Raw genomic sequence first — 25,841 nt, forward strand, 5'->3', positions numbered from 1 at the left:
AATACCTTCCATCAACCGTCGCCGCGAAAATGACGCGGCCTTACGGAGCGGGCGCTATAAAGAAATGCCGTGCCGCGACAAGCATGCGCTATTCGTGCACCGCCCGCACCAGCGGCCCGAGCCGTTCGGAGCGGCCAAGCCAGGCGACCTGGGTGGCGGCGGCAACGCGGTTGATTTCCGTTTGCGGGATTGCACTGCCGCTGACCGCGCGCCGCAGCGGGCGAGTGCCGGGCGGCATGGCGATAATTTCGGCGATCGCGTGCGGGATGTCCATGACGTCTGCTGTCCGGCCCGATCCGTCCTCTGTCCCCATCCGCGCCACGATTTCGGGGTAGCCGGCCTTGTGCACCTCCGCCGCGCGATCCTTGAGCGCGCTGGTGTAGATGTTGCGGTTGACCCAGACCCTGGTCGGATAGCCGCCCGGCTCGATGATGGTGACATCGATATTGTGCGGCACCAGTTCGTAGGCGAGCTGTTCGAACATCGCCTCCACCGCGAACTTGTTGGCCGAATAGTGGCCGCCATAGGGCACGATCACGCGGCCCAGTTGCGACGACACGGCGAAGATCTGACCGCTGCCGGCAGCGCGCATGGCCGGCAGGACCGCGCGTGCCACGCGGTAATAGCCGAAGACGTTGGTATCGAACGCAAGCCGGGTCGCTTCCATGTCCTGAACCTCGATCGGACCGGAAATTCCGATGCCGGCGTTGTTCACCAGAACATCGAGCGCGCCGCCCGCTTGCCGCTCGGCCTCGGCCACGGCGCGCGCGACCATTTCATCGTCGAGAACGTCGAGTTCGAGCACGGTGATATCGAGGTCTTCGTCGCGTGCCAGTCGCTCCAGTTCCGCCGCCTCGGGCCGCGGCAGGTTCCGCATGGTCGCGAAGACTTTCGCGCCGAGGCGGGCGTAGTGCTCGGCACCGACGCGGCCGAAACCGGACGAGCAGCCGGTGATGAGGATGGACTTGCCCGACAGGTCGGGACTGGCGGAAACGGCATCGGCCCGGGCGCGCGTTGCGGTAGCGGCAAGTGCGGTGGTCGCGGCGGCGCCAGCGAGCAGGGAACGGCGATCGATCGTCGGCATCGGTTGCTCCTGTAAGTTATCCGCCACGTCAATAGACGCAGGCGATGCTCACGGTCGATACTCCTGGCGCGTTTCGCTATCCCTGCATCCGCAAGGCCACGTCGCTCATGAACCGGGCGGAATCGCCCCGTGCGAGCCACTCCGCCTCTGCCCCGATCGCCGCCAGCATATCGGTCAGCGTGTCCATTTCCGCCTTGGCGTAATTGCCGAGGACGTGCCCGGTAACGCGATCCTTGTGCCCCGGATGGCCGATGCCGATGCGCACGCGGCGGAAGTCCGGGCCCAGATGCTGGTCGATCGAGCGCAGTCCGTTGTGTCCGGCAAGGCCGCCGCCCGTGCGGACCTTGATCTTGAACGGGGCGAGATCGAGTTCGTCGTGAAAGACCGTCAGGTCTTCGACCCCCAGCTTGTAGAAGCGCAACGCCTCGCCCACGCTGCGCCCGCTCTGGTTCATGAACGTCGCGGGCTTGAGCAGCAGGATCTTCTCGCCCCCGATGCGGCCTTCCTGAACCCAGCCGGAGAATTTCTTCTGCACCGGGCCGAAACCGTGCATCTCCGCGATCACGTCGCAGGCCATGAAGCCCACGTTGTGCCGGTGGAGCGCATATTGCGGTCCGGGATTGCCGAGGCCAGCCCAAATCTGCATCCGCGCGCTCTAGCGTTCCGGGAGAGGACGACAACCCCCCGATCCATGTCTTCTACCGGTTCAGCCGCCCCTCGATCAGGCCGTCGACCAGCGAAGGATCGGCCAGCGTCGACGTGTCGCCCAACGAACCGTAGTCGTTCTCGGCGATCTTGCGCAGGATGCGGCGCATGATCTTGCCGGAGCGGGTCTTGGGCAGGGCAGGGGTGAAGTGCAGGTGATCGGGCGTCGCGATCGGGCCGATTTCCTTGCGCACCCATTGGCGCAGTTCTGCGGCCAGATCGTCCGACGGCTCCTCGCCCGCATTGAGCGTGACGTAGCAGTAAATCCCCTGGCCCTTGATATCGTGCGGGAAGCCAACCACCGCCGCCTCCGCTACCTTGGGGTGGAGCACCAGGGCGCTTTCGACTTCGGCGGTGCCCATGCGGTGGCCCGATACGTTGATAACGTCGTCCACCCGCCCGGTGATCCAGTAATAGCCGTCTTCGTCGCGTCGGCAGCCGTCGCCGGTGAAATACTTGCCCCTATAGGTGCTGAAATAGGTCTGCACGAACCGCTCGTGATCGCCGTAGACGGTGCGCGCCTGCCCGGGCCACGAGCGGGCGATGCACAGGTTGCCGCTGGCCGCGCCTTCCAGCACCTGGCCGTCGCCGTCGACCAGTTCGGGACATACGCCGAAGAACGGGCGTCCGGCGCTGCCCGGTTTCATCGGGTGCGCGCCGGGCAGGGTAGTAATCATGATCCCCCCCGTTTCGGTCTGCCACCAGGTATCGACCACCGGGGTTTCGCCCCGGCCGACGTTATCGTGATACCAGCGCCAGGCCTCCGGATTGATCGGCTCCCCCACTGTGCCGAGCAGGCGCAGGGACGACAGGTCGTGCTTGCGCACATGGGCCGTGCCCTCGCGCATCAGCGCGCGGATCGCGGTCGGCGCGGTATAGAAGATGTTGACTTTGTGCTTGGCGCACACTGCCCAGAAACGGTCGTGATCGGGCCAGTTGGGCACACCTTCGAACATCAGCGCGGTCGCACCGTTCTGCAGCGGACCATAGACGATATAGCTGTGCCCGGTGACCCAGCCGATATCGGCGGTGCACCAGTAGACCTCGCCCGGACGGTAATCGAAGACATAGCGGAACGTGGTTTCGGTCCAGACGGCATAGCCGCCGACCGTATGCAGCACGCCCTTCGGCTTGCCCGTCGACCCAGAGGTGTAGAGGATGAACAGCGGATCTTCGGCCTTCATCTCCTCGCACGGGCAGTCTTCGGCAACCCCCTGGGACAGTTCGTGGTACCAGTGATCGCGCCCTTCGGTCATGGCCACGTCCGCGCCCGTGTGGCGCACGACCAGCGCGGCCTTGACCGGGGCTTTCTCCAGCGCTGCGTCGACATTGGCCTTAAGGGGCACGGTCTTCGATCCTCTCAGCCCCTCGTCGGCGGTGACGATCCAGTCGCTTGCGCAATCCTCGATCCGGCCGGCAATCGCGTCGGGCGAGAAACCGCCGAAGATCACCGAATGGACCGCGCCGATGCGGGCGCAGGCGAGCATGGCGATCGCGCCTTCGGGGATCATCGGCATGTAGATCGTCACGCGGTCGCCCTTGGCCACGCCCATCTTCTTGAGCGTGTTCGCCATGCGGATCGTCTCGCGGCGAAGATCGGCATAGGTCAGGCGGCGCACTTCGCCCTGCGGATCGTCCGGCTCGAAGATCAGGGCGACGGTGTCGCCATTGCCGGCTGCGACATGGCGGTCGACCGCGTTGTGGCAGATGTTCAGCGAACCGTCTTCGAACCAGCGGATATCGACCGGGTCGTAGCTCCAGTTCGCGATTGTCCGCGGGTCGCGGAACCAGTCGAGCCGCTGCGCCTGCTCGGCCCAGAAACCTTCGGGGTCGTCGATACTGCGGCGGTACATCGCCTCGTAGTCGGCAAGCGAGCAGGCGGCGCGTTCCTTCGCTGCGGCGGGAACGGGGACGGTTTCGTGATCGATTTCGCTCAAGCTGCTCTCTCCCGACGTGCGATTGCGATTCGTATACCGCGCCCGGGTTAGGCAAGCGACCGCTCAAACGCAAAACGCCGGCCCATCGCTGGGCCGGCGTTGCGTGTTCCGGGTAAAGGAACGGGGGGTCGAGGATCAGTCCTCGCCGCCTTCTTCCTTGTCGCCGCTATCGTCTTCGGCATTCTGTTCGGTCGCCGGGACATCGTCGGCCGACGCTTCCGCACCTTCTTCCGCCTCGGCGCGCTTGAGCGCAGACGGGGCGACGATGGTCGCGATGGTGAAGTCGCGATCGGTGATCGCGCTTTCCGAACCTTCCGGCAACTCGACGTGGCTGATGTGGATCGAATCGCCGACTTCGAGGCCGGTCACGTCGATTTCGATCTCGCTCGGGATCTGGTTGGCGTCGCACACCAGTTCCAGCTCGTGCCGCACGACATTGAGCACGCCGCCCTTCTTCAGGCCGGGGCTCGCCTCTTCGTTCACGAACAGGACCGGAACCGCCACGTCGACCTTGGCACCCTTGGCCAGGCGCAGGAAGTCGACATGGTTCGGGCGATCGGTGACCGGATGGAAAGCCACATCTTTGGGCAGGGTGCGAACGGTCTTGCCGCCCAGTTCGATCTCGACGATCGAATTCATGAAGTGTCCGGTGCCGAGCTGCTTGACCAGCAGACGTTCCTCGACGTGGATCGGGGTGGGGGCTTCCTTGCCGCCGTAGATGACGGCGGGAACACGGCCTTCACGACGCAGTGCACGGGAGGCTCCCTTGCCAGCCCGATCGCGCGTCTCGGCCGGCAGGGTCAGAGCGTCGCTCATGTCGCTTACCTTTCGAAATGCATTTGAGTACAGAACTTCCGCCACGCCTCCAGGGATGACCATGGCCGGAAGCGCGCGCCTATAGCGGGCCCGGGCGGAAATGCAAGCGCGGCCTGCTGCAGGCTATTGAATACGGCGGAGGGAATACCCGCGCTCGGCCAGCAGGGCAGCCAGGCCATCTTCCCCGGCGATATGCGCGGCGCCGACGGCCACGAAGGGACGCGGTGCGGCGGAAAGCATTGCCCCGAGCCGTTCGGCCCAGGCGCGGTTGCGATCGCCGTGGAGGGCCGCGCGCAGTTCCGGGTCGGCGAGGATCGCGCTGGTCGCCGGATCGGCGAGATGCGCGATTTCGCCGGAGTACCAGTTCGCCGCATGTCCGGCAGGCCGATCGCCCTGAACGGCAATGTCTGCGATCACCGAGGCCAGCAGGTCGCGCTGCTCCGTTTCGGGCAAGGTGTCGAATATATCGAGTTGCGGCCCCATGCCCTCCAGCTCCACCACTCGTGCCGGGGGCATTTCGCGCAGCAGGGCGCGGTCGACGCCGTTGGTCGCCTTCCCGCTCTTGGCATACTGCGCCAGCGTCAACGCCGCCGCCCAGGTCTCCATTCGGGACAGCGTGTCGGCAGGAACGGCATGTTCGGCCAGCAGGTCGCGCAACACGCCGCGCAGTTCCCCCGGAACCCGGTGGGCGATCGGCGGCAGTCCCTCGGCATAGGCGCGATCGTCGAACGCGCGCCGCAACGCCTCCGCATCGTCGAGATCGCGGACTTCGACGACCAGCAGGTCTGCGCTCTCCAGCGCAGCGTCGAGGCGTTCGGTTCTCCATTCGACGCCATCGGGCAGCGCATGGATCGTGCCGAACAGCCAACCTTCCACCCCGCCGCCAGGCGCGGAGATTTCGAACAGGGCGGGCGAAGCGGGCCCTGCAAACTCCGGGGGCGGATCGGACTTGCCGCAAGCCGTCAGAATCAGAAGTGCCAGAAGCGTAAGGGCTGTTCGCGAGATCACTGAACGCGCGCTGTTTCGATTCCCAGTTCGGCCAGCTTGTCCTGCACGCTCTGATTCCCGGCCAGGTGCCCGGCTCCCACAGCGACGAACACGGTGCCCGGCGTATCGAGCCGCTCTTCGATCCAGCGCGCCCAGTTGGCATTGCGCCTGTAGAGCAGCCGTTCGGCCAGCTCCGGATCGCTCATGCTCTCGTTGATAAGCCGGGCGAGTTCCTCGGCGTCGCCTTCGGCCCATTTGGCAACCATCAGATCGAGCATGGCCTTGATATCGTCGATACCCTCGACCGTCTCCATCAGGAAACGGATCTGCGTTTCGATCGGCAGCCCGTCGAAAATCGCAAGCTGTTCCTCGATCGTTTCCAGAGCGCCGCGCGCGATGCCTTCGGTTCGCGCCTGATCGAGCACGGTCTCGACCCCCGCATCGGGGCTATAGCCTTGCTGAAGCAGCGGCAGCATCGCCAGCATCATCGCGCCGTACCACGGCTCGAACCGGTCGAAGGCCGCCGGCGGCAGCCCGAGCCGGCCCAGCGCGGCTTCGTAGCTGGTGCGCTGTTCCTCGTTCAGCAGCCCGCGCAGGGTTTGATCGGCAGGAAGCATTCCAATCGAACTTATCAGGGCCTGCATCGCCTCTGCCGTTTCGGGTGTCATTTCGATCTCGGTAACCAGCAGTTCCGACCCGTCCAGCGCTTCGGCCACCGGCCCGTGATACCACTCGATCCCGGCCGGCAGCGCGTGGACGGTGCCGAACAGCCAGATTGTCGTGTCCTCGTCGGCGACTTTCCAAAGCGCCGGGGTCGCCGGCGTCGTGGCGGTTTCGACAACTTCGGTTGCAGGCGCCGCTGCACGCTTTTCGGCGAGGACAGGTGCGGTGAATGCCAGGGCAACGGCCGAGCCGGCAGCGGCAAGTCGGGAAAGGATGTCTGTCATGCGATGTCCCTGGCGCCCGATCCCTTGCCGGACGGTTAACCGATTGCGGGGCAGCCTGCGCACCTGTCAAGAACGCCCGCGACCACGGGCCGCGGCGCGCAGCACCATTGACCGATTTTTTCGCTTCCGCCATGGCCCGGGCCGATGGACCGGAACCCGAAGAACAGCTTCCAGGACATGATCCTCGCGCTCCACGATTTCTGGAGCGTGCGAGGCTGCCTGATCCTCCAGCCTTACGACATGCGTATGGGTGCGGGCACGTTCCACACCGCAACCACATTGCGCGCGCTCGGGCCCGAACCCTGGAACGCCGCCTTCGTCCAGCCAAGCCGCCGCCCGACCGACGGCCGTTATGGCGAGAACCCGAACCGGCTTCAGCACTATTACCAGTACCAGGTCATCCTGAAGCCGAGCCCGCCCGACATTCAGGAACTCTATCTGAAGAGCCTGGAAGCGATCGGCATCGATCCGCTGAAGCACGATATCCGTTTCGTGGAAGACGACTGGGAAAGTCCCACCCTGGGCGCCTGGGGGCTCGGCTGGGAGGTCTGGTGCGACGGGATGGAGGTGACCCAGTTCACCTATTTCCAGCAGATGGGCGGTTTCGACTGCAAGCCGGTTGCGGGCGAGCTGACGTACGGACTGGAACGCCTCGCCATGTATATCCAGGGTGTCGACAACGTTTACGATCTGGATTTCAACGGCCAGGGCGTAAGCTACGGCGACGTGTTTCTCGAGAACGAGCGGCAGATGTCGAAGTGGAACTTCGAAGTAGCCGATACCGACGCGCTGTTCGACCTGTTCAACAAGGCGGAGGCGGAGTGCCGCAATGCGATCGAGAACGACGTGCCGATCGCGGCTTACGAACAGGCGGTGGAAGCCAGCCACCTTTTCAACCTTCTCCAGGCCCGCGGCGTGATCAGCGTGCAGGAACGCGCCAGCTATATGGGCCGCGTGCGCGATCTGGCGCGCGGAAGCTGCGAAAAATATGCCGCGTTGAAAGCGCCGGAATGGCAGGCAAAATATCCGGAGTGGTCGCTGTGATGGCGTTTCTGTCGGACCCCGTCACATTCGCGGTGGCGCACATCCGGCCTCGTGTCGAAACGATGGCGGAGGCGGCGCATGCCTGATTTCCTCCTCGAACTTCGTTCCGAAGAAATTCCCGCCCGGATGCAGGCAGGTGCGCGGGCCGAACTGGAGAAGCTGTTCCGCCGCGAGATAGGGGCGGCGGGAATCGTCCCGGGCGAAATCACGGTGTGGTCCACCCCGCGCCGCCTTGCACTGATTGCGCGCGACCTTCCCGAAGCGACAGAGCCGGTATCCGAAGAGGCCAAGGGGCCTCCCGAAGGCGCGCCGGACCAGGCCGTCGAAGGGTTCTGCCGCAAGAACGGCGTTACGCGCGACGAACTGGAAGTGCGCGACGTAAAGGGGCGCCCGACTTATTTTGCCGTGAAGAGCGTTCCCGGCCGCGCCACGCGCGAACTGCTGGCGGAAGCGATCCCGGCGATCGTGCGCGACTTCTCGTGGCCCAAGTCCATGCGTTGGGGCGCTGCATCGCTGAGCACCGAATCGCCGCGCTGGGTGCGCCCGCTTTCGGGTATCGTGGCGATCCTGGGGGAGGATCTGGTCGAATGCGCGGTGGGCGACGTTCGCTCCGGCTATGCGACGCGGGGCCATCGCTTCCATTGTCCGGGCGAGATCACGATCGGCAGCGTCGCCGACTATGCCGACAAGCTGCGCGCGTGTCATGTGATCGTCGATCACGAGGAAAGGCAGAACCTGATCCGCGAAGGCGCACGCAAGGCCGCTGCCGACGCGGGGTTGACGCTGGTCGAAGACGAAGGGCTGGTGATCGAGAATGCCGGGCTGACCGAATGGCCTGTGCCGCTGCTCGGCCGGTTCGACGAGGACTTCCTCGCGGTCCCGCCCGAGGTCATCCAACTCACCGCCCGCGTGAACCAGAAGTATTTCGTCTGCGAAAACGACAGCGGCGAACTCGCCAACGCCTTCGTCTGCACTGCCAACATCGCCGCGGAAGACGGCGGCATGCGGGTGATCGACGGCAATCGCAAGGTGCTCGCCGCGCGCCTGTCCGACGCGCGGTTCTTCTGGGACGTGGACCGGAAGCAAACCCTTGCCGAACACGCCAAGGGGCTCGAGCGGATTACTTTCCACGAAAAGCTGGGCACCGTCGCCGACAAGGTCGAGCGCGTGGCGAAGCTGGCGCGCTGGCTGTGCGAAAACGGCATCGTCGAGGCCGACCCCGATCTGGCCGAACGGGCCGCGCGGCTTGCCAAGGCGGACCTGGTAACCGAGATGGTTGGAGAGTTCCCTGAACTTCAGGGTCTTATGGGCGGATATTACGCTCGTGCCGAAGGTTTGCCCGGCGACGTCGCCGATGCCGTCCGCGATCACTACAAGCCGGTGGGGCAGGGCGACGAAGTGCCCTCGGCGCCGATAACCGTGGCCGTATCGCTCGCGGACAAGCTGGATACTCTTCGCAGCTTCTTCTCGATCGACGAAAAGCCGACCGGCTCGAAAGATCCGTTCGCGCTTCGCAGGGCGGCCCTCGGCGTGATCCGCCTGCTTACCGACAACGAACTGCGCATGAGCGTGGGCACAGGCGACCTCCTCGAATTCTTCGCCGACCGCCTGAAGGTCCAGCAGCGCGAGGCAGGCGTCCGGCACGATCTGATCGATGCGGTCTTCGCGCTCGGGAACGAAGACGACCTCGTACGCCTTCTTGCTCGTGTGAGCGCTTTGCAGACCTTCATCGAAACCGAAGACGGGGCGAACCTCCTCGCCGCCTACAAGCGTGCCGCCAATATCCTGAAGAAGGAAGATTGGCACGGGATCGAGGGCGAAATCGCACAGACGGGGGAGGAAGACCCCCTGGCGATAGTCGACGATCCCGATCTGAAGGGCGTAATCGATGCCAAGATGTCCGAGCGACATGCGCGCGAGGCGGGTTATGCGCTGGAGCCTGCCGAGGCCGCGCTGGTCGACGCACTTGCCGAAGCCGAGCCGCGCGCGAAGCAGGCGGTTGCCGATGAGGATTTCGGTGCCGCCATGATGGCACTCGCGTCCCTGCGCGCGCCCATCGATCGCTTCTTCGATGAAGTGACGGTAAACGCAGATGAAGAAAACAAGCGCCACTTCCGGCTCGACCTGCTTGCACGCTTTCGCGCTGCGGTACACAACGTGGCGGATTTCTCTCGGATCGAGGGATAACGGGCGCTCGGGCGCAATCCACCGGGATCAGTAGGAACAGAATGGAACAGACGGTTTTCACCTTCGGCGGCGATTCTTCGCATACGAATGCTCGGCAGAAGGACAAGACCGTTACCGGCGGGAAAGGCGCCAATCTGGCGGAGATGGCCGCGATCGGTCTTCCGGTTCCGCCGGGCTTTACCATCGCGACCGACGAATGTGTCCGTTATCTGAAGGATGGCGGCGATTTCTCCAGCCAATTGCAAGACGATGTCGCCCAGGCGCTGAAGCATATCGAAAAATCCGTTGGAAAGCGGTTCGGGGATGCAGTCGATCCGTTGCTCGTTTCGGTCCGCTCCGGTGCCCGCGTCTCGATGCCGGGGATGATGGACACCGTCCTGAACCTCGGTCTCAATGACGAGACGGTGGAAGGCCTTGCGACCGCTTCCGGCGACCCGCGCTTTGCCTGGGACAGCTACCGCCGCTTCATCCAGATGTATTCCGACGTGGTGCTCGGCCTCGATCATGGACTGTTCGAAGAAGCACTCGAAATCGCCAAGGAAGACAAAGGCTTCTACAACGATACGGAAATGGAATGCGAAGACTGGCAGGCGCTGGTTGCGCAGTACAAGGCCATCGTTCGCGAGCAGCTCGGCGAGGATTTTCCGCAGGACGTGCATCATCAGCTCTGGGGCGCGATCCGCGCGGTCTTCGACAGCTGGGATTCGGAACGGGCCAAGGTCTATCGCAGGCTCAACGATATCCCGGGCGACTGGGGCACTGCGGTCAACGTCCAGGCGATGGTATTCGGCAATATGGGGGAAACCTCCGCCACCGGCGTCGCATTCACGCGCGACCCGGCGACGGGCGAGAAGGCTTACTACGGCGAATACCTGATCAACGCCCAGGGCGAAGACGTCGTCGCCGGCATCCGCACCCCGCAATACCTCACGAAGGCCGCGCGCGAAGCGGCGGGCGCGAAGCCGCTCTCGATGGAAGAGGCGATGCCTGACGCCTATGCCGAACTGGTGCAGGTATTCGAACTGCTCGAGCGGCATTATCGCGACATGCAGGATATCGAATTCACCGTGGAGCGCGGGAAGCTGTGGATGCTCCAGACGCGCAGCGGCAAGCGTACCGCAAAGGCCGCGCTCAAGCTGGCGGTGGATATGGTCGGGGAGGGGCTGATCGACGAGAAGACCGCGATCCTGCGGGTCGATCCGATGGCGCTCGATCAGTTGCTGCACCCGACACTCGATCCGGATGCGCCGCGTGACGTCCTGACCACAGGACTTCCCGCCTCGCCGGGGGCCGCATCCGGACGGATCGTGCTCGACGCCGACACGGCCGAACAGTGGTCGCATCGGGGGGAAAAGGTGATCCTGGTGCGGGTGGAAACCAGCCCGGAAGACATTCACGGAATGCACGCTGCCCAGGGCATTCTGACCGCTCGCGGCGGCATGACGTCACACGCGGCGGTCGTCGCGCGGGGGATGGGGCGGCCGTGCGTCTCAGGGGCGCCCGGCGTGTCGATCGATCTCAAGAACCGGACCCTGCGCATTGGCGAGCGCGAGTTGTCGGAAGGCGACACGCTCACGCTCGATGGGGGCAATGGACAGGTCATGGCCGGTCATGTGGCCACGATCGAACCGGAGCTGGCGGGCGATTTCGGCACCTTGATGGAATGGGCGGACAAGCATCGGCGCATGAAAGTCCGCACCAATGCAGAGACTCCGGCCGATTGCCGCATGGCGCGCCAGTTCGGCGCCGAAGGGATCGGGCTGTGCCGCACCGAACACATGTTCTTCGACGCAAGACGGATCAGGGCGGTGCGCGAGATGATCCTGGCCGACAGCGAGAAAGGCCGCCGGGCGGCGCTGGCCAAACTGCTGCCCGAACAGCGCGCCGACTTCCGCGAAATATTCGAGGTAATGGCGGGGCTGCCTTGCACGATCCGCCTGCTCGATCCGCCGCTACACGAATTTCTGCCGCACGGCGATGCCGAGTTCGCCGAACTCGCCGATGCGACCGGGCTGGGTGTGGATCACCTCAAGCGGCGGGCGGGCGAGCTGCACGAATTCAACCCCATGCTCGGTCATCGGGGCTGCAGGCTCGGGATCACCTATCCCGAGATTTACGAGATGCAGGCCAGGGCCATCTTCGAGGCGGTCTGCGACGTTGCCGAAGCGAGCGGCGCGGCACCTTTGCCCGAGATCATGATTCCGCTGGTTGCGACGAAGCGCGAACTGGCCTTGCTGCGCGAGCTGATCGACCGGATCGCCGCCGAAGTCTTCGCGGAGAAGGGCCGCGAGGTCGCCTATCTGGTCGGGACGATGATCGAACTGCCCCGCGCCGCGCTGATGGCGGGAGAAATTGCCGAAGAAGCACGCTTTTTCTCCTTCGGAACCAATGATTTGACGCAGACGACTCTCGGCGTTTCGAGGGACGATTCGGCGCGCTTCCTGGCGCAATACGTGGATCGCGGCATTTTCGCGCGCGACCCCTTCGTCAGCCTCGATATCGACGGTGTCGGACAACTCGTCGAGATCGCGGCGAAGCGCGGTCGCGCAACGCGCGGCGACATCAAACTCGGCATCTGCGGCGAGCATGGCGGCGACCCGGCCAGCATCGCATTCTGCGAGCAGGTGGGGCTCGATTACGTCAGCGCTTCCCCCTACCGGGTGCCGATTGCCAGACTCGCGGCTGCCCAAGCGGCGCTGCGCTAATCCTTCCATCCGGTCAGAACGACGATTTCGAAGGTTTCGGTCACGCGCCCTTCCGCGTCGGCTCCTTCGAGAAAGGACTCTCTCGCCCGTTGCAGCGCTTGGCGGCTGAGCGGCGGCGGTTGCACGGCGAGCACGTTGGTCAGCGCCTGGCTGCGTAGATCGTCGACCAGCCGGTCGAACTGGCGATAGCTTGCCTTCAGCGGATAGCTGTCGGCCACCTGCCGGGCGAACCCGGCACGCTGCATCAGGGCGGAGCCTGCCTGTATATCGATCATCGGATGCATTCGTGCTGCCGGCCGGTCGGGTTCGGCCGCGAGCAAGGCTCTGCGCAGATTGGCCAGACTGCCTGCGCCGACAAAGGCGATCATCGCGATGCCGCCAGGTGCCATGGCGTTGCGAGAGTGAATGAGCGCGCCCGGAACGTCGTTCACGGTATCGATATCCGCGAGGCTGGCGATGACGTCGAACCGCCCGTCGATCGCCGCTTCCTCTTGCCCGTCGAGCGGCGTGATCTCCGTAACCGTGGCGCCAAGGCGCTCGAACATGGCCCGGGATAGGCCGGTGGGATCGCCGCGGATCAACACCGATCCGGGGCGGACGTTCATGAAGTCCAGCCGGTCGTCGATGTCTTCCGCCAGCGAACGGTACAGAAAATCGGCCGCATCGCCGCGGCGTTGCCGGCCGATCGCGCGGCGCCAACGCGCCCGGCGGCGAGAATAGGAGAAGATTTTCGGGACACGGGGGGCATTCATGCGGCGGCCTCTGCCGGGCTTGCATTCGCCATGCAAGCGCGACAGCCTCGCATTATGCCGGCCGCGAGCATCCTGCGCGATTCCATCGCACCGTTGGTCGACCTGATCTATCCGCCCCGTTGCCCGGCCTGCGGCGCAGGTATCGCCAGTCAGGACGGGCTTTGCCAGACCTGCTGGGCGGATCTGGAGATTCCGGGAGAGCCTGCTTGTGCCTTGTGCCAATGGCCGCTGCCCGACAATCTTGCGCTGGGGCAGGGGGTGTGCGCCCGCTGCCTCGTGCAGCCGCCCGAACACGACGGAATCGCTGCCGGAACGATTTACAACCAGATGTCGCGCAAGCTCGTTCTGGCCTACAAGCACGGCCGGCGCATCGGCCTTGCACCGATGCTCGCGCGCCTCATCGTCGCTCGTTTGCCGGCGTTGGACGGCGAATGGCTGGTCGTGCCGGTTCCGCTCCATCGCTGGCGTCTGTGGCGCAGAGGCTTCAATCAGGCCGCCTTGCTGGCAGCGGAAATTGCCCGGGGAACGGACGCGCGGCTCGTGGTGGACGGGTTGTGCAGGAACCGACAGACGCCGGCACTCGGGGGCCTGGGGCGATCGGCCCGCAAGCGTGCGCTGCGTGGTGCGATCGGCGTATCGCCCCGTCATCGCCGCCGGTTCGACGGTGCGCAGATCATACTGGTCGATGATGTCCTGACGAGTGGGGCAACCAGCGAAGCCTGCGTTGCGGCTCTGAAACGTGCCGGAGCCGGGCGCGTTATCATCGCCTGCTTCGCGCGCGTCATCGACGCCGGCGGGTATAGGGCCGGCGAGCAAGGCCCGGGCAGGCGGCGCCTTGCCCATAACGAAACGCCCGAAGCCGAAGCTCCGGGCGCCACGTGACGAAAATCATTGGATCCGCCCTAAGGCTCGGTGACCATACCCCCCAGTCGGCCACGCGGGATCCGATCCCTCAACGTTTTTCGGGGGCGCCATCGCCAATCGGCGGGCTGCGTCCCCAGTCCCCTGAACCCGGCGCTCTTGCGGCACCGAACAGTCGGTGGGCATTCCTTGCGGAGTGCAGTCGCCTATTCCCATCTCCGGTTCGTTCATCAAAGCGTCATGTGCATTTCATGCCGATTTTGCCTGGCGGTTGTGGTTATCGTGCAACAAACCGGCTAACGGCGTTCCGAACGCTGCTGCCCCGGAGATACGATGACCGACACGTTCGAACCGAAATTCGATGCCGGCGGTTTGCTGACCGCAGTGGTTGTCGATGCGCGCGACAACGCGGTGCGTATGGTCGGCCATATGGACCGGGAGGCGCTCGACCGCACCCGCGAAACAGGCCTGGCGCACTTTCATTCGCGTTCGCGCGGCAAGCTGTGGCTGAAGGGCGAAACATCGGGCAATATGCTGGATGTGGTGGAGATTCTGGTGGACTGCGACCAGGACGCGCTGGTTCTGCGATGCATTCCCCGGGGGCCCACCTGTCATACCGGCGCCGACAGCTGCTTCTTCCGCCGCCTCGAAGATGACGCGCTGGTCGCGCTCGAAGATTGACGTTTACGTAAAGGGTATTATTCTGGTCCCATGTCAGAACCCGCCCGCAAGCTCCCCAATCAGCATTCCGGTGCCCATCTGGAACGGCCGGACAAGCATTCGCGCGAGCAATATTCGATCTCCGACCTGACCGCGGAGTTCGACTGCACGGCGCGCGCGCTTCGCTTCTACGAGGACGAGGGGCTGATCGCGCCCAAGCGAATCGGCCTTTCGCGCGTCTATTCGAAACGGGACCGGGCACGGCTCGCCTGGATCATGCGCGCCAAGAATGTCGGCTTCTCGCTGTCGGAAATCCGCGAGATGATCGACCTCTACGATCTCGGCGACGGCCGGGTGGAGCAGCGCCGCGTAACGATCGAGAAATGTCGCGCTCACGTCGCCAAGCTCAAGCGTCAGAAAGCAGACATCGATTCGTCGATCAAGGAGCTTTCGGCCTTCATCAAACTGGTCGAATCGATCGATTCCGACTGACCCGACCTTCTGCAGGACACTATTCGATGCCGATCTATTCCGCCCCCGCCCGCGACACGCGTTTCGTGGTGAACGAAGTATTGGACCTGGCGAGCTACGCCGGCCTGCCGGGGTTCGAAAGCGCCACGCCCGACATGATCGATACGGTCATCAACGAGGCGGGCAAGTTCTGTTCGGAAGTGCTCGCGCCGCTCAACCAGTCCGGCGACGAACACGGTTGCACCCGGCACGACGACGGCACAGTGACCACGCCGCCGGGTTTCAAGGAGGCCTTCGAGCAGTTCCGCGAAGCGGGTTGGGGCACGATCTCCGCGCCCGAGGAATTCGGCGGGCAGGGCATGCCGCACGTGCTCGGGTTCGTGATCGAGGAGTTCATCTCGTCGGCTAACCAGGCGTTCGGCATGTATCCCGGCCTCACCAACGGCGCGGTTTCGGCGCTCCTCGCCAAAGGCTCGCCGGAGCAGCAGGCGAAGTACGTGCCGAAGATGATCGCCAACGAATGGCTGGGCACGATGAACCTTACCGAGCCGCAATGCGGCACCGACCTGGGCCTGATCCGCACCAAGGCCGAGCCGCAGGACGACGGCAGCTATGCGATCACGGGAACCAAGATCTTCATCTCGGCCGGCGAGCACGACCTGACCGAGCAGATCATCCACCTCGTGCTGGCAAAGACCCCCGGCGCGCCCGATTCGACCAAGGGCATCTCGCTGTTCGTGGTGCCCAAGGTCCTGGTGAACGACGATGGGTCGCTGGGGGAGCGCAACGGTGTCACCTGCGGCTCGATCGAGCACAAGATGGGGATCCACGGTAACTCGACCTGCGTGCTGAACTACGACGGGGCCAAGGGCTGGCTGGTCGGCGAGGAGAACAAAGGCCTCGCCGCGATGTTCATCATGATGAACGCCGCGCGTCTGGGCGTCGGCATTCAGGGCTTCAGCCAGGCCGAGGCGGCTTACCAGAATGCGGTTGCCTACGCGCTGGACCGGCGGCAGGGGCGGGCGCTGACCGGCCCTGCCGACCCCGAGGAGAAGGCCGACCCGATCATCGTCCATCCCGATGTCCGCCGCATGCTGATGGATGCCAAGGCCTTCACCGAAGGCTTCCGCGCGCTGGCGCTGTGGGGCGCCTTGCTGGTCGATCTGTCGCACAAGGCCGAGACCGAAGAGGAACGGGCCGAAGCCGACATGCTGCTCGGCCTGATGACGCCGGTCATCAAGGGTTACGGAACCGACAAGGGGTTCGAGACGGCCGTCAATATGCAACAGGTCTTCGGCGGCCACGGCTATATCAAGGAATGGGGCATGGAGCAGTTCGTGCGCGATGCCCGCATTACCCAGATTTACGAAGGTACCAATGGCATTCAGGCCATGGACCTTTGTGGCAGGAAGCTGGCGAAGAACGGCGGTGCGGCGGTCCAGGCCTTCTTCAAACTGATCGAGGAGGAGGTTTCCGCCGCCAAGGGCGATGAAGGGCTCGCCTTCATTGCCGAGCGGCTGGAAAAGGCACTGAACGAACAGCAGGCCGCCACGATGTGGTTCATGCAGAACGCGATGGAAAACCCGAACGATCTTGGCGCGGGCGCGCACCACTACATGCACATCATGGGCATCGTCACGCTCGGCCTGATGTGGCTCCGCATGGCCCGGGTCGCGCAGACGAAGCTGGCAGAGGGCGGCGAGGACAAGGCCTTTTACGAGGCCAAGCTGGTTACCGCCCGATATTATGCGGAGCGCTTCCTGCCCGATGCCGGCGCGCTGCGCCGCAAGCTCGAGGCCGGCAGCGAGGCCATGATGGCGCTCAGCGCAGAAGCCTTCTCCACCGCCGCCTGAAGCAGCCTTGCCCGGTATCGATACCGGCGTTGCGCCGGGAGCCGATACCGGGCGATCGGCTCAGCTCTTCTCCGCTTCGCCGGCGAGATCTTCGAGCCCCTCGCCAGGCATCAGGAAGAAGCGCCAGATCAGCGCACCCAGGGCCGCTCCGACCAGCGGCGCAACCCAGAAGAGCCAAAGCTGCCCCATCGCCGCGGTATCGGCAAACAGTGCAACCCCGGTCGAACGCGCGGGGTTGACCGAGGTGTTGGTCACCGGGATCGAGATCAGGTGGATCAGCGTCAGCGCAAGGCCAATCGCCAGTGGCGCGAAACCGGCCGGCGCAACCCTCGACGTCGCTCCCAGGATCACGATCAGGAACCCTGCGGTGAGGATAACCTCGATCAGCAGCGCCGCCTCCATCGAATAGCCGCCCGGAGAAAGCTCGCCGAATCCATTGGTGGCAAACCCGCCCGCCTCGAAACCGGCCTGGCCGGATGCAATCGCGAACAGCGCCGCGCCAGCGACGATCGCCGCCACCACTTGCGCGATCCAATAGGGAACCACGTCGCTCCACGATACGCGGTTCGCCAGGACCAGACCGAGCGTTACCGCGGGATTGAAATGTCCGCCCGAAATACCGCCGACGGCATAGGCCATCGTCAGGACGGTAAGCCCGAACGCCAGTGCAACACCCGCGAAGCCGATGCCCAGTTCGGGAAATCCCGCCGCAAGAACGGCCGAACCGCAGCCGCCGAACACCAGCCAGAACGTGCCGAAGAATTCGGCCCCCAATCTACGGACCATATCGTTTCCTCCTCTTCTCCACCCAATTTCCCGGAGAAAGCAGTACGATATAAATCGGAGCTGGAGAATGCCTTTCAGATATGCGGTCTTCGGGCACAACCCGGATTGCACCGCCGGTGGACCCGCGCAAAGTATCGAGCCGTGCCACCCACATCGCCCGATCCAGACGCAAGAATACTATAAATCTAACGCAATTTCATGATATTGCGGCGATTTTATCGCTTGTCTTCAAGCACTTCCTCCAACAGGCCGAGCATTGCCGCCCAACTCTGCCGATCGGCACTCGAATCGTAGGCCACGACATCGTTGCCCGGCGGAGGGTCGGGATTGGTGAAGCCGTGCTTGACCCGGCCATAGCTGTGAAAGTGCCAGTCTGCGCCGGCACGATCCATCTCCTGCCAGAAGTCCAGCACGTGCTCGCGCGGAACGAGCGGATCGGCGTCGCCGTGGCAGACCAGCACCCGTGCCTTGATCGCTCCGGGTTCGGCGGGTGCCCTGGTATCGAGCAGACCGTGGAAACTGGCCACAAGCTCAAGCTGCGCACCGTCTCGGGCGAGTTCGAGCACCGCCTGTCCGCCCATGCAGAAGCCGATCGCGGCCTTTGGATGGTCCGGCGCGGCATCGTGCAGCGCGACGAGAGCCGCACGCAGGCGCCCACGCCAGACCGCGACATCGGCACGCAGGGCATCGGCCCATTCGAACGCAACGGGACCTTCCGGCCGGCGGCCGTAGAAGTCTGCGATCATGGCAAGATAGCCGGCCTTCGCCAGCGCCCGCGCCTTTGCCTCGACCGCGGGGGTCGTGTTCATGATTGTCGGAAATACCGCAATCGCACCGCGCGGCGCCGTGTCCGGACGGACGAGATGGCCTGTGAGCGCAAGATCGCCGTCGCGATAGGAGACAGTCTCGAAGTCGCTCATAGATCGGATACGCGCTCCATATGGCGTCCGGGCATGATCTTCACCGGGGATAGGCCTGTCGCAAGATCGCCAGGGCGCGTTCGGTTTCGGCCGGATCGGGAGCTTCACTGGTCTCGCCGTAACCGAAATCCTCGTTCGGACCGTAGTACTGGATGACAACCCCATCCCGGCGCGAGATGGCATTCACGCCGCCGTAATAGAGCGTATATCGCGCCTCGGGCTGGGGGATCAGCCAGCCGATCTGGCCGCGGACCGGCACGACCGTCGGATCGCCCCAGATCGCCTTCGCGCCATATCCCATGCAGTTGACGATCACCGGCTCCGGCAGCGCCAGGGCCTCGGCGCGATCGGGGAAAGTGCGGCGAACCATTCGGCCACCGCGCAACATGAACAGCCGGGCCAGCCTGTCCGCGTAGCTCGCGACGTTGAACACCATGCCCTGGCCGCTCGCGGTTCGTCGCGGAGCAAAGGGGTTTTCGCGATCGTCCAGAATGCGCCAGGGCGGGGTCAAATCCCGCACCCGGCGGTGAATATGGAGGAAGTCATGCGTCGCGGGTGGGGAGGGCGTATCGGTGTCGTCTCCGCCGGCAACTTCGTACTGCGGCAGGAACTCCACCGGATCGCCGAGCAATCCCACCATACGCAAATGCGTAGCATGGGACGCCCGCGCCCAGCTTTCCCATCGTTCGGCAAAGCCGGCCGGAGCGGCATCGGCCAGCGCGATCCGGCTACTCGGCGACCATACGCCGGTGGCCCGTGCCGATCGTGTTTCTGCCGGAAACTCCTCGGCATAGATCGTGACCCTGGCACCGCTCTCGATCAGGCGCAGCGCACTGGTGAGCCCGATCACGCCGGCACCGATCACGGCGAAGTCATCGCCGCCGCCCGAGCGCGCGAGTGCAGCCGCTTCGTCGGCGCATCCCCAACCGAGCGACCAGCCCGCGCCGCCGTGGCCGTAATTGTGCACCACGGTCTTGTCGCCGAACCGCTCGACCTCGAGGCGCGGCCCGGCCGGGCGGAAGGGGCGCAGGCACACGGTGATCTTCATCAGGTGCGCCATGTCGAGAGCGAGCGGCATGAGCCTGCGCTGAGGCTGCCCAGCGGGAATCGCCATGCCGGCGCGGGTACAGCCGGCCAGCAGGGCTGCCGATGTTCCGGCAAGAAACGCTCTGCGCCGAACGGCGTGCTGCACTGCCCCTCTCCCTGTCACGCCACGAATCCGCGGAGCCAGCTAAGCCTTTCGCGCGTGCGGACGCAAGCGGATCGCTTTCGGGTCGCGGGAAGACGACCGGGAAGAACGGCGAACCGGGGCGGCCTATTCTTCCGGCAGGAAGTCGGGCACGGACAGATAGCGCTCGCCGGTGTCGTAATTGAACCCGAGGATGCGCGCACCCTGATCGAACTCGCCCAGCCTGTTGGCGATCGCGGCCAGCGTGGCCCCGCTGGAGATGCCGACCAGCAATCCCTCGGAGCGGGCGCAGCGGCGGGCCATATCCTTTGCTTCGTCGGCCGTGACCTGAAACGCCCCGTCGATTGCCTGGGTATGCAGGTTGCCCGGAATGAATCCGGCGCCGATTCCCTGAATCGGATGCGGGCCGGGCTGTCCGCCGGAAATGACCGGCGAAAGCTCGGGTTCGACCGCATAGGCCTTCATCCCGCTCCATTCGCGCTTCAGCTCTTCGGCGCATCCGGTGAGATGGCCTCCGGTGCCCACGCCGGTGACCAGCACATCGATCGGCGTGTCGCGAAAGTCTTCCAGAATCTCCCTTGCGGTCGTGGCCACGTGAACTTTCCAGTTCGCTTCGTTGTCGAACTGGCTCGGGATCCATGCGCCTTCGGTTTCGGCCGCCAGTTCGCTTGCGCGTTCGATCGCGCCCTTCATGCCCTTTTCCTTCGGCGTGAGATCGAAGGTTGCGCCATAGGCGAGCATGAGGCGGCGGCGCTCCACACTCATGCTTTCGGGCATGACGAGAACGAGCTTGTAGCCCTTGACCGCGGCCACCATCGCAAGGCCGATGCCGGTGTTGCCGCTGGTCGGTTCGATAATGGTGCCGCCGGGCTTGAGCGCGCCCGTTTTCTCTGCATCTTCCACCATGGCGAGAGCGATGCGATCCTTGATCGAGCCGCCGGGGTTGGCGCGTTCGCTTTTTACCCAGACTTCATGGTCTGGAAACAGGCGCGACAGGCGGATGTGGGGGGTCCTGCCGATGGTTTCGAGGACATTGGCGGCTTTCATGGCATCTGCTCCTGCAGCTTGTCTTCGGGGATATGATCGTCCAATTCGCGAGGCGGGTCAAAGGTCCGTGTCGTGCGAAGAACGGGAAACAGCCGTGCCCACAGCGCGACGGTGGCGATCGCCCCGATCCCGCCGCTGACAACCGCCAGCACCGGGCCGATCAGCCAGGCCAGCGTTCCCGAGAAGAAATCGCCGAACTCGTTCGATGCGGAAATCGTCAGCAGCGAGACCGAGGAGACGCGCCCGCGCTTGTCGTCGGGGGTGTGAAGCTGGATCAGCGACTGGCGGATATAGACCGAGAACATGTCGGCCGCGCCCACGATGAACAGCATCGCGAGGCTCAAGGGCATCCAGGTGGAAAGCCCGAAGACGACGGTCGCCAGTCCGAAAACCGCCACGGCCCACAGCATCTTGGGCCCGACGTTGGTCTTGAGCGGTCGGAAGGAAAACCATAGCGCGGTCAGCGCAGCGCCTGCAGCCGGCGCCATGGCGAGCTGGGCAAGACCCGTTTCCCCGACCTGCAGGATATCGCGGGCGTAGACGGGAAACAGCGCGGTGGCACCCGCGAGGAAAACCGCGAACAGGTCGAGCGTGATTGCCCCCAGAACCATCCTGTTGCGCATTACGTAGCGCAATCCGTCCACCATTTGCCCGATCGGTCGCGCGGCGCCGGGTATCGGCGGTTGGGGGACTTTCCCGATGAACGACAAGGCTGTGATCGAAACGGCAAACAGCGCGGCCGCCGCGGCATAGGGAAGGGCAGGCACGATGGCGTAGAGGTATCCCCCTATGGCCGGGCCGACGATCATCCCCGTCTGCCAGGCGATCGAGCTGAGCGCGATCGCGTTGGGCAAAATCGCCTTGGGGACGAGGTTGGGGGCAAGCGCCGACAAGGCCGGCCCGTTGAAAGCCCGCACAACGCCCAACACCACGGCAATGGCATAGAGCCAGTGGAGACGGATCTCCTCCTGCCAGGTCAGCAGCGCGAGCGCCACGGCGCAGGCCAGCTGGAGCAGGATCGTCAACCGCGCAAGGTCGCGCCGGTCGAAGCGGTCGGCGGCGAGCCCGGAAAACGGGGTCAGCAGGAACAGCGGAACGAACTGGAACAGCCCGATCAGCGCGAGCTGGCCCGAAGCGCCCCCGACACTCATGCCGCCGTCGCGCGCGATGTTGTAGGTCTGCCATCCGATGATCAGCATCATCGCATACTGCGCCAGCGTCATCGTCAGGCGTGACAGCCAGTACGCGCGAAAATTGGCGACGCGGAACGGGGAAGACGTGGAAGTTTCGGTCACAGGGGCGCAATGGCACCGGGCGTTCCGCAAGCCAAGCAATCAGAACGACCCGGCCGGAAAGCGACGCTTGGCTGTCCCGCCGTCAGGGGTGACGAAGCCGCGGGTTTGCGTGCAGGTTGTCGATCAATTGCGCGAAGTCGTCGGCGCGAATGATCCGTTCGAACTGCAGCCCGGCCCGGGTGTCGCGCGTCCAGATCACATAGGCTTCGATGAGGCCGATTACCGGCAGGCGGACCATCAGGCGGTCCCCCCGGGCGAGATCGCGCGCGTTGTCGACCATGAAACCGTGGGCGGAAATGTTGCTGATGTGCAGCGGCACGTCTCCCCGAACGTGGTGTTCGGCGATGACGTTGTGATCGACCGGATGGCGCGCGGCACGGCGCTGATCGGTTACGCTCAGGTTTGCTCCGGCTGGCAAGGATGACCACTCTCTGTTCGTCGGTTGGTGCCGTCGTCTTGCCGGTGAAAGGCTGACAATTGGTAAAACCCGCAGCGTGCGAAATGTGCCCGCCTGTGCCGCATTTACCACTTAGCGGGTGAGAATGCCGTGCTTCTTCTTGCCCAGGCTGAGCCGCAGCTCTTGCCCCTCCGCAGGCAGCACGACCTGCCCTGGATCAACCACCGTATCGCCATCGAGCCTGACAGCACCTTCGGCGACCTTGCGCTTGGCCTCGCCATTGGAGGCGGTGAAGCCGATCGCGGTCAGCGCCGCGGCGATCCGCAGGCCCTGTGGCCCTACCGCCAGTGTCGGCAAGTCCTCCCCCGCGCCGCCCGCGAATGTCTCGGCCGCCGTCGCTTCGGCTGCCCGGGCTGCTTCTTCGCCGCGAACGAGCGCGGTAACGGCATTGGCCAGCACGGTCTTGGCGGTGTTGATTTCGCTGCCTTCCAGCGCCTCGAGCCGCGCGATCTCGTCCAGCGGAAGATCGGTGAACAGGCGCAGGAAGCGGCCCACGTCGCGATCATCGACGTTGCGCCAATACTGCCAGAAATCGTAGGACGGCAGCTGCGCCTCGTTCAGCCAGACCGCGCCGCTCGCGGTCTTGCCCATCTTGGCGCCGTCCGCCGTGGTCAGCAGCGGCGTGGTCAGTCCGAACAGTTCGATCCCGTCCATCCGCCGGCCGAGTTCCACCCCGTTGACGATATTGCCCCACTGATCGCTGCCGCCCATCTGCAGGCGCGCACCCATTTCCTTCGCCAGGTGTCGAAAATCGTAACCCTGCAGGATCATGTAGTTGAATTCGAGGAACGTCATCGGCTGTTCGCGATCGAGGCGCAGCCGCACGGAATCGAACGTCAGCATCCGATTGACCGTGAAATGCGTGCCCACTTTCTGCAGCATCTCGATATAGCCCAGCTCGCCCAGCCAGTCCTGGTTGTCGACCAGCACCGCATCGGTCGGCCCGTCGCCGAAAACCAGCAACCGTTCGAAAACCGTGCGAATGCCGGCGATATTGGCGGCGATCGTTTCGTCCGTCAGCATCTTGCGGCTTTCGTCGCGGCCGGTCGGATCGCCGATGCGCGTGGTTCCGCCGCCCATCAGGACGATCGGCTTGTGACCCGTCTGCTGGAGGCGACGCAGCATCATGATCTGCACGAGGCTGCCGATGTGAAGCGAAGGCGCCGTCGCGTCGAACCCGATATAGCCGGGCACGATCTGCCGCGCGGCGAGGGCATCCAGCCCTGTCGCGTCGGTCGTCTGGTGGACATAGCCGCGTTCGTCGAGCACGCGCAGCAGGTCGGATTCGTAAGTCGTCGTCATCAAAGCCCTCGGATGCGGGGCGGCGCCTAGCACGAGGATACCTGCTTGCAAACGCATGAACTGACCGCCCATCGGGACCATCCGCCGCTCGAGGTGAAACGTGTCGAAGCCCGGGTGTTGAATTCGGACAGCGACTGGCTGCGGCTGCGCTGGCGGATCGAAGGCATCGGCAAGCTCGTCGTGCCCCCGTTCGCCGGCCGCGGCCGCGCCGACGAGCTGTGGCGCACGACCTGCTTCGAACTCTTTCTGAAGCCCGACCGGGGAAGCGCCTATTGCGAGATCAACCTTTCCCCATCCGAGCGCTGGGCGGCATATGACTTCTCCGCCTATCGGGACGGGATGACCGAACGGGCATTCCCGCGCGAGCCCGAATGCACGCTCCGGCTGGGAACCGCCATGGCCATCTTCGATGCCACGCTGCCGCGCGGCGGATTGCCCACGGGCGACTGCGCGGCAGCACTTTGCGCAGTGATCGAGGAGGAGGGCGGAGCCAGGAGTTACTGGGCCATCGCCCATCCCGATCATGGGCCCAATTTTCATCACGAGGCTTGCTTCGCGGCACGGCTTGCGGCACCCGCCGGCGCATGAAATTCGGCATCGACCGGCTGCTCGCCGACCGCGAACTGAGAAAACCGCTCGATGGCAAGCGGGTCGCCCTTGTCGCCCATCCGGCGTCGGTCACGGCCGATCTGACGCACAGCCTGGATGCGCTGGTCGCAGCGGGGATCGACATTGCCAGTGCCTTCGGTCCGCAACACGGATTGAAGGGCGACAAGCAGGACAACATGGTCGAAACGGCCGACGATATCGATCCGCGCCTGGGCATCCCGGTTTTCAGCCTCTACGGCGAGGTCCGCCGCCCCACCGAAGAGATGATGGCCAGTGCCGACTTGTTCCTGTTCGACCTGCAGGACCTCGGTTGCCGGATCTACACGTTCGTGACGACGCTCCTCTACCTGCTCGACGAGGCTGCGCGGCACAAGAAGAGCGTCTGGGTGCTCGACCGCCCGAATCCGGCCGGTCGCCCGATCGAGGGACTGTCTCTGCTGCCGGGGCAGGAAAGCTTCGTCGGCGCCGCGCCCATGCCGATGCGGCACGGCCTGACGATGGGCGAGATGGGGCACTGGTTCGTCGAGCACTTCGGGCTGGATGTCGATTATCGCGTGATCGCGATGGAGGGTTGGCAGCCGGATGGCCCTGGGCACGGGTGGCCCGATGACCGGATCTGGATCAATCCCAGCCCCAACGCCGCCAATGTCAACATGGCCCGCGCCTATGCCGGGACGGTCATGCTGGAAGGGACGACGCTCAGCGAAGGGCGGGGCACGACCCGTCCGCTGGAGGTTCTCTTCGGCGCCCCCGATCTCGACGCTGCCGCCGTTCGGGCCGAGATGGAGCGGCTCGCCCCCGAATGGCCGGCCGGCTGCGCCCTGCGCGAATGCTGGTTCGAGCCGACGTTCCACAAACACGCCGGCAAGCTGTGCAACGCGCTGATGATCCATGCGGAGGGGCCGTTCTATGCGCACGACACGTTTCGCCCGTGGCGGCTTCAGTCGCTCGCCTTCAAGGCGATCCGCCGGCTTCACCCCGATTATCCTTTGTGGCGCGATTTCGCATACGAGTACGAACTCGACCGCCTGGCGATCGACGTCATCAACGGCGGCCCTACGCTGCGCACCTGGGTCGATGATCCCGATGCCGAACCAGCCGATCTCGACCAGTTGGCCGCCAGGGACGAACGTCAATGGCGAGAAAAGATCGCACCGTATCTTCGATACTAGAGATCACCCCTTGACGCGTGCCGTGCAGTAGGGGACCTATGCGCCTCGCGACGGG

General features: G+C 64.7%; 23 protein-coding genes. 9 read left to right on the plus strand and 14 right to left on the minus strand.

Going from position 1 to position 25,841, the window contains the following annotated elements:
• Window positions 1–88 precede the first annotated feature (88 nt).
• The 6 genes from V5F89_RS12060 to V5F89_RS12085 form a co-directional block, all read right to left on the minus strand.
• The gene (locus V5F89_RS12060) at window positions 89–1,084 is read right to left on the minus strand and encodes an SDR family oxidoreductase (RefSeq protein ID WP_338445874.1); all 996 of its coding nucleotides are present in this window, start codon (window positions 1,082–1,084) and stop codon (window positions 89–91) included.
• A 76-nt stretch (window positions 1,085–1,160) separates the two neighbouring features.
• Window positions 1,161–1,730: an aminoacyl-tRNA hydrolase gene (pth, locus tag V5F89_RS12065; protein ID WP_338445875.1), complete on the minus strand. Its 570-nt coding sequence runs from the start codon at window positions 1,728–1,730 to the stop codon at window positions 1,161–1,163.
• Window positions 1,731–1,782: 52 nt separating this feature from the next.
• Window positions 1,783–3,726, minus strand: a complete 1,944-nt coding sequence (gene acs / locus V5F89_RS12070; RefSeq protein ID WP_338445876.1) for an acetate--CoA ligase — start codon at window positions 3,724–3,726, stop codon at window positions 1,783–1,785.
• A gap of 135 nt (window positions 3,727–3,861) precedes the next feature.
• On the minus strand, window positions 3,862–4,542 hold the full coding sequence (locus tag V5F89_RS12075; protein ID WP_338445877.1) for a 50S ribosomal protein L25/general stress protein Ctc: 681 nt from the start codon (window positions 4,540–4,542) through the stop codon (window positions 3,862–3,864).
• Between the two features lie 123 nt (window positions 4,543–4,665).
• Window positions 4,666–5,550 (minus strand): TraB/GumN family protein, encoded by an 885-nt coding sequence (locus V5F89_RS12080; RefSeq protein WP_338445878.1) that lies wholly within the window; start codon window positions 5,548–5,550, stop codon window positions 4,666–4,668.
• On the minus strand, window positions 5,547–6,476 hold the full coding sequence (locus V5F89_RS12085) for a TraB/GumN family protein (protein WP_338445879.1): 930 nt from the start codon (window positions 6,474–6,476) through the stop codon (window positions 5,547–5,549). Before V5F89_RS12085 ends, V5F89_RS12080 begins: the two co-directional genes overlap by 4 nt.
• A gap of 144 nt (window positions 6,477–6,620) precedes the next feature.
• On the opposite strand from V5F89_RS12085, the gene V5F89_RS12090 reads away from it, so the two are divergent.
• From V5F89_RS12090 to ppdK, 3 genes are all read left to right on the plus strand, one after another.
• Window positions 6,621–7,520, plus strand: coding sequence for a glycine--tRNA ligase subunit alpha (locus tag V5F89_RS12090; RefSeq protein ID WP_338445880.1), 900 nt, complete (start codon window positions 6,621–6,623; stop codon window positions 7,518–7,520).
• Between the two features lie 78 nt (window positions 7,521–7,598).
• The gene (gene glyS / locus V5F89_RS12095) at window positions 7,599–9,707 is read left to right on the plus strand and encodes a glycine--tRNA ligase subunit beta (RefSeq protein WP_338445881.1); all 2,109 of its coding nucleotides are present in this window, start codon (window positions 7,599–7,601) and stop codon (window positions 9,705–9,707) included.
• Window positions 9,708–9,748: 41 nt separating this feature from the next.
• Window positions 9,749–12,412, plus strand: coding sequence for a pyruvate, phosphate dikinase (gene ppdK / locus V5F89_RS12100; RefSeq protein ID WP_338445882.1), 2,664 nt, complete (start codon window positions 9,749–9,751; stop codon window positions 12,410–12,412).
• Here the strand turns inward: ppdK and V5F89_RS12105 are convergent.
• The gene (locus V5F89_RS12105; RefSeq protein ID WP_338445883.1) at window positions 12,409–13,164 is read right to left on the minus strand and encodes a methyltransferase domain-containing protein; all 756 of its coding nucleotides are present in this window, start codon (window positions 13,162–13,164) and stop codon (window positions 12,409–12,411) included. The genes ppdK and V5F89_RS12105 overlap by 4 nt on opposite strands.
• 54 nt (window positions 13,165–13,218) lie before the next feature.
• Between V5F89_RS12105 and V5F89_RS12110 the strand changes: the two genes are divergently transcribed.
• The 4 genes from V5F89_RS12110 (at window position 13,219) to V5F89_RS12125 (ending at window position 17,009) form a co-directional block, all read left to right on the plus strand.
• The gene (locus V5F89_RS12110) at window positions 13,219–14,046 is read left to right on the plus strand and encodes a ComF family protein (protein WP_338445884.1); all 828 of its coding nucleotides are present in this window, start codon (window positions 13,219–13,221) and stop codon (window positions 14,044–14,046) included.
• Window positions 14,047–14,358: 312 nt separating this feature from the next.
• Entirely contained in the window at window positions 14,359–14,706 is a 348-nt protein-coding gene (gene hisI, locus V5F89_RS12115) for a phosphoribosyl-AMP cyclohydrolase (RefSeq protein WP_338445885.1), read from the plus strand.
• A 30-nt stretch (window positions 14,707–14,736) separates the two neighbouring features.
• On the plus strand, window positions 14,737–15,177 hold the full coding sequence (locus tag V5F89_RS12120; protein WP_338445886.1) for a MerR family DNA-binding transcriptional regulator: 441 nt from the start codon (window positions 14,737–14,739) through the stop codon (window positions 15,175–15,177).
• Window positions 15,178–15,203: 26 nt separating this feature from the next.
• Window positions 15,204–17,009 carry an acyl-CoA dehydrogenase C-terminal domain-containing protein gene (locus V5F89_RS12125; protein ID WP_338445887.1) on the plus strand — a complete coding sequence of 602 codons (1,806 nt, stop codon included), beginning with the start codon at window positions 15,204–15,206 and terminating at the stop codon, window positions 17,007–17,009.
• A 60-nt stretch (window positions 17,010–17,069) separates the two neighbouring features.
• On the opposite strand, the gene aqpZ is transcribed toward V5F89_RS12125, so the two are convergent.
• The 7 genes from aqpZ to tyrS form a co-directional block, all read right to left on the minus strand.
• Entirely contained in the window at window positions 17,070–17,795 is a 726-nt protein-coding gene (gene aqpZ, locus V5F89_RS12130; RefSeq protein ID WP_338445888.1) for an aquaporin Z, read from the minus strand.
• 215 nt (window positions 17,796–18,010) lie between these two features.
• Window positions 18,011–18,715: a dienelactone hydrolase family protein gene (locus V5F89_RS12135; RefSeq protein ID WP_338445889.1), complete on the minus strand. Its 705-nt coding sequence runs from the start codon at window positions 18,713–18,715 to the stop codon at window positions 18,011–18,013.
• A 40-nt stretch (window positions 18,716–18,755) separates the two neighbouring features.
• On the minus strand, window positions 18,756–19,907 hold the full coding sequence (locus V5F89_RS12140) for an FAD-dependent oxidoreductase (protein WP_338445890.1): 1,152 nt from the start codon (window positions 19,905–19,907) through the stop codon (window positions 18,756–18,758).
• A 123-nt stretch (window positions 19,908–20,030) separates the two neighbouring features.
• Complete coding sequence (gene cysK / locus V5F89_RS12145; RefSeq protein WP_338445891.1) at window positions 20,031–20,951, minus strand: cysteine synthase A; 921 nt, start codon at window positions 20,949–20,951, stop codon at window positions 20,031–20,033.
• Complete coding sequence (locus V5F89_RS12150; RefSeq protein WP_338445892.1) at window positions 20,948–22,246, minus strand: MFS transporter; 1,299 nt, start codon at window positions 22,244–22,246, stop codon at window positions 20,948–20,950. The genes cysK and V5F89_RS12150 overlap by 4 nt, the downstream gene beginning before the upstream one ends.
• A gap of 82 nt (window positions 22,247–22,328) precedes the next feature.
• Complete coding sequence (locus V5F89_RS12155) at window positions 22,329–22,664, minus strand: PilZ domain-containing protein (RefSeq protein WP_338445893.1); 336 nt, start codon at window positions 22,662–22,664, stop codon at window positions 22,329–22,331.
• A gap of 111 nt (window positions 22,665–22,775) precedes the next feature.
• On the minus strand, window positions 22,776–24,005 hold the full coding sequence (tyrS, locus tag V5F89_RS12160; RefSeq protein WP_338445894.1) for a tyrosine--tRNA ligase: 1,230 nt from the start codon (window positions 24,003–24,005) through the stop codon (window positions 22,776–22,778).
• A 45-nt stretch (window positions 24,006–24,050) separates the two neighbouring features.
• Between tyrS and V5F89_RS12165 the strand changes: the two genes are divergently transcribed.
• Together V5F89_RS12165 and V5F89_RS12170 are read left to right on the plus strand one after the other, a co-directional pair.
• A complete protein-coding gene (locus V5F89_RS12165) occupies window positions 24,051–24,593 on the plus strand; it encodes a DOMON-like domain-containing protein (protein ID WP_338445895.1) in 543 nt (180 codons plus the stop codon).
• Entirely contained in the window at window positions 24,590–25,786 is a 1,197-nt protein-coding gene (locus V5F89_RS12170) for a DUF1343 domain-containing protein (protein WP_338445896.1), read from the plus strand. The genes V5F89_RS12165 and V5F89_RS12170 overlap by 4 nt, the downstream gene beginning before the upstream one ends.
• Window positions 25,787–25,841: the final 55 nt, after the last annotated feature.

The sequence above is a fragment of the Pelagerythrobacter marensis genome (assembly GCF_036700095.1).
Taxonomy (GTDB): domain Bacteria; phylum Pseudomonadota; class Alphaproteobacteria; order Sphingomonadales; family Sphingomonadaceae; genus Pelagerythrobacter; species Pelagerythrobacter marensis_A.